The following is a 5,109-nucleotide window of genomic DNA, read 5'->3' as shown; positions in this document are numbered from 1 at the left end:
CGTTTCGGTCTACGCGTTCACCGCGATCCCGCATCTCGTCACCGGCACCAACCGGATTGCCACCGTCCATCGCAGGCTCGCCGTCGCTGCCCAGCGCAGCCTGCCGATCCGCATCATCGAGCTGCCTGTCGCCCTGCCGGCTCTGCGGCAGCACGTGCAATGGCACCGCTATCGCTCCAACGATGCCGGCCTGCTGTGGCTGCGCAATCTGATGCGCGAGGTCGTTGCCGAGCTGCCATGATCGTCGTCCGGCGGGCCTCTGCCGCGAATTCGCAGCTTTCGGCGATGGCGATGCGGACGGCATGGCTCATGGGAAATGGCCGGCGCTGGACGCCGGCCATTCCTTGTTCGCGACCGTCGGATCTGCCGCAGCTCAGCGCTTGGCCGGTCCGGCGCCGGGCGGCGGCGCGGGCACCCAGATCGGAAACGCCAGGTTCGCCCAGACCGTGTCGCTGCGGGTGCCATTCTCCACGTGGAACGTGTGCTGATAGTTCAAATTGATCTGGTAGGCGCCGGCATTGTAGCTCAGCGACGGGCCCAGATTGAGCGATTTGAGCCGGTTGCCGTCCTGGATGCCCGCCAGATTGAACGCCTTCACGCCGTTGATCTTGTCGTCCTGATACTGGTGCGTGTAGCCGCCGACCATCCCGAACTTCCACGCACCCACATTGTAGCCGGCATTGAAGTCGAGCACGAGCGCATCGCCGCTGCGATATTGCTGGCTCATCTGCGTGAAGGCATCGACTGAATCCGTGTTGGTGCCGTTCAGCAGCAGACGCGGCGCGACGGCAAACTCGAACCCTTTCGGATCAGCATAGCGATAGGCAACGGTCGGCGAGATCGTCGTGTAGTTGGTGCCGACGTTCAGCGGCTGTCGCGCCGAATAGGTGCCGGTATTCGGCATGAGGTCGAGCCCCACCGTGAGGCTCTGGACCGGCGACAGGGCCCAATGCAGGATGACCGGCGAGAAGGTGATATTCGCGAGCCCGTTGGCTTGAAACGATCCACCGGGGTTGGAGCTTTCGAGGTGAACGACCGGCACGACGAGCTGCGAATAGATGTGAGCACCAAGGAATTCGCCGGGATAGCTCGCGAGAAACCGCATCGTTTCCGACACCGCCGACAGCTTGAAGTTGATCGGCAGCTTGTTGCCTTGTCCGTCGTACAGGCCGTTGGCGCTGGTGTAGTTGGTCTGGCTGATCGCAAACAGGCCGGGAATGGGCGGGAATGTGCCAAGGAAGATGCCCGGTGACCCCGCCGGATAATTGGTGGTGGCATTCTCCGCGGCCCATGCACCGGGCATCGCTCCTTGGAGCATTCCGGCCAGCATGAATGTCGTCAGAGCGGACTGCTTCAGTCCTCTTCTCATATTCCCCCCTCTCAACGGCGCGCTTTCTCTTGAAGCGATCTTCCCCATCGACCGGCTCGCGCGACGCGCCTGCGCCGGACCGATCACGTCATTGATGCGTGATTTCGGAACATTCGTAAAATTGATCGTTTTGATTTCAAGTATTGACGGGGCTGATGTGAGCGCTCCTGCGGCTCCCATCGCTTCAGCTTGATTTGCCCGTCGGGCCGGCAACGGCAGGCTGCCTGCCGTTGAGCGAGGCGGTGAACTAACAATGCGCGATGCGCGGGAAAACTGTTTTCCATTGCGTTTTCCTGGACATCACCTCTGTCCAGTCCTTCCGCCCGAAATTTTGCGCTTTCGCTTTTTCGAAAGTTGTTGTCTCATACCTTCGTCCCGTGCTCCTCGAGAGGGGCGTTTCGCGATCGTCACGGACGTTGGGCGCGGGATGCGGTGGCCGCAGGCGGGTCGCAGCGTGCGTGACGCGCGCGGACGAACGGCTCCTTGCGGACGTGAAATCGCGTGGTCCTGGCGCCCCGAAGCTGGCGCCAAGTCCTTGGGAGAATGATGACCCCTTGGGCGACGGTGGCTCACAAGCCGGACACCGGGGAGATCGCGTATAAGCGTAAAGACCATCGCGCGGGGAATGCCGGGTCGAACCGGCTGAACCTGTGGTGACTGCCGCCTGCTTTTCTTGTTGCAGGCGGGCCATGGGTGAGGCCTTCACCCGGCATTCCCCGCGCCCTCTGTGCAGAGGGCGGGACCATCGCAAAGCTCGGGCGCGGGAACGCGTCGCGTTGACGACCTATCATGTCTCCGCGCAGCGTTCTGGTCACAGCTTCAGACGTGCGATCCAACATCTCCGCTGTCGTCCCGGCCTTGAGCCGGGCCCCCTGATACCAACTAAAGTTTGAGGCACGGGGGTCACCCCATCTCGCCCAACCACCGCAGCGGGTGGTTAGGGGTTTGGCTCGAGGCCCGAACGACATGGAGGAGCCTGGGGGGCGCGCCTACGGTGAAGTCATTCGCGCGTTCACACACAATACACAATGGCATGCAGAACATCACGTAATTCTACGGGACTGAAAATTTACGTGGAACTCAGAAACCGACTCTTAAGCTCCAGGCGTCCATCAGAAGCCGACACACAGCCGCGCAGGGACCATGCTGAACGAACTTCTCGTGATCGAAGATGCCGATGTTCATCTGTCGATCCTCCGCAAGATCGCTGTGCAAGCGGGCTTTGCGACGACCGGCGTGAACTCGGTGGATGGTGCCGTGAACGTGCTGCGCCGGCGCAATTTCGAGTGCATCACCCTCGATCTGAATCTCGGCGAGCGCTCCGGCACGGAGGTGCTGCAGCTCCTGTCCGACATGAGGTCCCGCACGCCCATCTTGATCATCAGCGGCTCCGACGACCAGACCCGCGACGTCACCGTGCGCGCCGGGAAGATCCTCGGTCTCAACGTCTATCCGCCGTTCTCCAAGCCGGTCGATCTCGCGCTGCTGCGCCAGACACTGCGCCAGATCGCGGCCGACACCGACCGGCAGCGCCTCGTCAAAGCCAATATGCGCTAGGCCAATTTGCGCTAGCGCCCGCGCGCTCTCGTCACGAACGTCCGCGGCCAGGCCGCGCGGCGGCCATCGCCATGTCGCCTTTGACGCAGATCAAGGCGGAAGGCGCCCGCGGCCTGTTGGCTGCGCCGGGGCGAACGGAAACGAGATGCAATGACGGCAATGGAGTCAGCCAGCGAAGCAGTGGTCGTCGAGGCGACGCCCTACGAGCTCATCGGCGGGGAAGCAGGCGTGCGACGCCTGGCGGATCGCTTCTACGCGATCATGGACGAGGAGCCGGACGCCCGCCGCATCCGCGCCATGCACGATGCCGACCTCGGTCCGATCCGGCAGTTGCTGTTCGAATTCCTGAGCGGCTGGCTGGGTGGGCCGCCGCTCTATTTCGAGCGTGCCGAGCACCGCTGCATCATGTCGGCGCACCGGCCCTACCCGATCGGCGATGCCGAGCGCGACGAATGGATGACGTGCATGCGCCGTGCGATGTTCGATTGCGACATCACCGGCGACATGTACGATCTGCTCGATCGGGCGTTCCTGCGCATGGCGAACGCGTTTCGGACCCGTCCTGCGGCCTGAGCCGCTGGGGCTCAGCCGCCTTTCTCGGCAGCGGCTTCCCGCGCCAGACGCTCGGCGCGCAGCCGCTCGCGGTTCTTGTAAAAGGCCCGCTGGGCTTCTTCATGTTCGCGCATGGCCTGCTCGGCATCGGCCCTGCGCATGGCATCGCGCGCCCGACGCTCTTCAGGCGTGAGGACGCGTGGCGGTCTGGCTGTGCTTTCGTAAGTCATGCTGAGATAACGCCGGAAACCGCAAGGCGTTCCCGGTGCGCCGGTAAGTCAGTCCGCCCTGCGGGGAAACAGCCGGTCGCGGATGTAGCGCGAGGTTGGCGTCAGGCTGATCCCATAGGGCTTCTGCCAGACCGCGCGGTCGATCTCCTTCTTGTCACCGATCTCGAGCCGCCCCTTGGCATGCTTGGCGATGAAGATCGCGTCGCTCATCTTGCGCCCGGACCGCTTGTTCTTGGCCGTGACTTCCTTCCACAGCCGCAGACGGCCGAGCTTGAGCTTCGGCAGCTCTTCCTTGATCTCGCGCTTGAGGCAGTCCTTCGCGGTCTCGCGCGCTCGCTTGCGCCCGCCCGGAAACATCCAGCGGCCGTCGATGCGACGCCGGACCAGGAGAACCTTGCCACCCTTCGCGGCAACCAGCTTGGACGCCTTGGCCATTGCTTAGGAAACTCTCACCTCGCCTTGAAGCGGAGCCTAACAGGATTCGTTCCAAGTCCCGCCCCGGACCTTTGCGGAGGCCCGGGCGCGGTTCGATATCAGATCCGCTTCGATCATCTGTCGCGGGCGCAGCGTCCGGGTTCAGGGCCGCGGCTGAGCGCTCCGGTGATCAGCATCAGGTCAGTAGCAGGAGCGCGGATCGACCGCGACATACTCGCCCGACGGATAGCGGTAGTAGCAATTGCCTTGCGACAGATAATAGCCCGGCCGCGACGCGGCCGTCGCCCCGGCGATGGCGCCGGTGGCCCCACCGAGCACGGCGCCCGCGGCTACGCCGCCCGGCTTGCCGGTCAGGATGCCACCGAGCACACCGCCGATGATGGCGCCTCCGAGTGCGCTGGCTGCAGGGTCCGGATCCGACGGCGGCGGCGCGGGCTCGTAGGCGGCCGGGGGCGGAGGCGCCTCATACGCTGTCGCCGGGGCATAGACGACGTCGTCGGCGTAATCCTCCGACACATAGGTCGGCGGCCCCTCCATCGGCTCGGGATAATAATACCAGACCCCGCCGACGTCCCACCACCAGCCGGGCCGTCCGTTGTGGACCTCATGCCGCCAGCGGCCGCCTTCCCAGCCGACACGGCCGCGATAGGGCTGCCCGCCATACTCGCGAACGCCGATCGCACCGCGCGCGTAACGCGCATCCGGCCCGCGTCCCACGGCCGCCGGCCCGGTCGCGTAACCATGGCTCCGGTCATAGCCCGGTCCAGGGGGTCGTCCCTGCTGCGCCACCGGCGCGGGCGGACGGCCCTGGGGCGGCATCTGATGCTGGATCTGAGGCTGCATCGCCGCGCGCGGCGGCGGTCCGCCGGGCTGCCCCATCATGGGGCCCTGCTGACGCGGCGCCTGCTGGGCCTGCGGCTGGCCGGCCGTCGGTCCGCCCTGCCCTTGGCGGACGACGGTTGGCGG

General features: G+C 65.1%; 7 protein-coding genes. 3 read left to right on the top strand and 4 right to left on the bottom strand.

The features are described 5' to 3' along the window. On the top strand, window positions 1-241 hold a 241-nt coding region (locus BRAO375_RS03050), incomplete at its 5' end, for a nodulation protein NfeD (RefSeq protein ID WP_035638663.1). Between the two features lie 132 nt (window positions 242-373). On the opposite strand, the gene BRAO375_RS03045 is transcribed toward BRAO375_RS03050, so the two are convergent. After that, entirely contained in the window at window positions 374-1,369 is a 996-nt protein-coding gene (locus tag BRAO375_RS03045) for a SphA family protein (protein WP_009025984.1), read from the bottom strand. Window positions 1,370-2,512: 1,143 nt separating this feature from the next. On the opposite strand from BRAO375_RS03045, the gene BRAO375_RS03040 reads away from it, so the two are divergent. Further along, window positions 2,513-2,926, top strand: a complete 414-nt coding sequence (locus BRAO375_RS03040; RefSeq protein ID WP_009025983.1) for a response regulator — start codon at window positions 2,513-2,515, stop codon at window positions 2,924-2,926. 150 nt (window positions 2,927-3,076) lie between these two features. Then, on the top strand, window positions 3,077-3,499 hold the full coding sequence (locus tag BRAO375_RS03035; protein ID WP_009025982.1) for a group II truncated hemoglobin: 423 nt from the start codon (window positions 3,077-3,079) through the stop codon (window positions 3,497-3,499). 11 nt (window positions 3,500-3,510) lie between these two features. On the opposite strand, the gene BRAO375_RS03030 is transcribed toward BRAO375_RS03035, so the two are convergent. The 3 genes from BRAO375_RS03030 to BRAO375_RS03020 form a co-directional block, all read right to left on the bottom strand. After that, entirely contained in the window at window positions 3,511-3,708 is a 198-nt protein-coding gene (locus BRAO375_RS03030; RefSeq protein WP_035638656.1) for a hypothetical protein, read from the bottom strand. A 48-nt stretch (window positions 3,709-3,756) separates the two neighbouring features. Continuing rightward, the gene (locus BRAO375_RS03025) at window positions 3,757-4,143 is read right to left on the bottom strand and encodes an NUDIX hydrolase (protein WP_009025981.1); all 387 of its coding nucleotides are present in this window, start codon (window positions 4,141-4,143) and stop codon (window positions 3,757-3,759) included. Between the two features lie 180 nt (window positions 4,144-4,323). Then, on the bottom strand, window positions 4,324-5,109 hold a 786-nt coding region (locus BRAO375_RS03020), incomplete at its 5' end, for a hypothetical protein (RefSeq protein ID WP_502688848.1).

This window comes from Bradyrhizobium sp. ORS 375 (genome assembly GCF_000239775.1).
Classification (GTDB): Bacteria; Pseudomonadota; Alphaproteobacteria; order Rhizobiales; family Xanthobacteraceae; genus Bradyrhizobium.
Note: the sequence above shows the minus strand (reverse complement) of the source record. Positions and strands in the feature narration are given on the sequence as shown.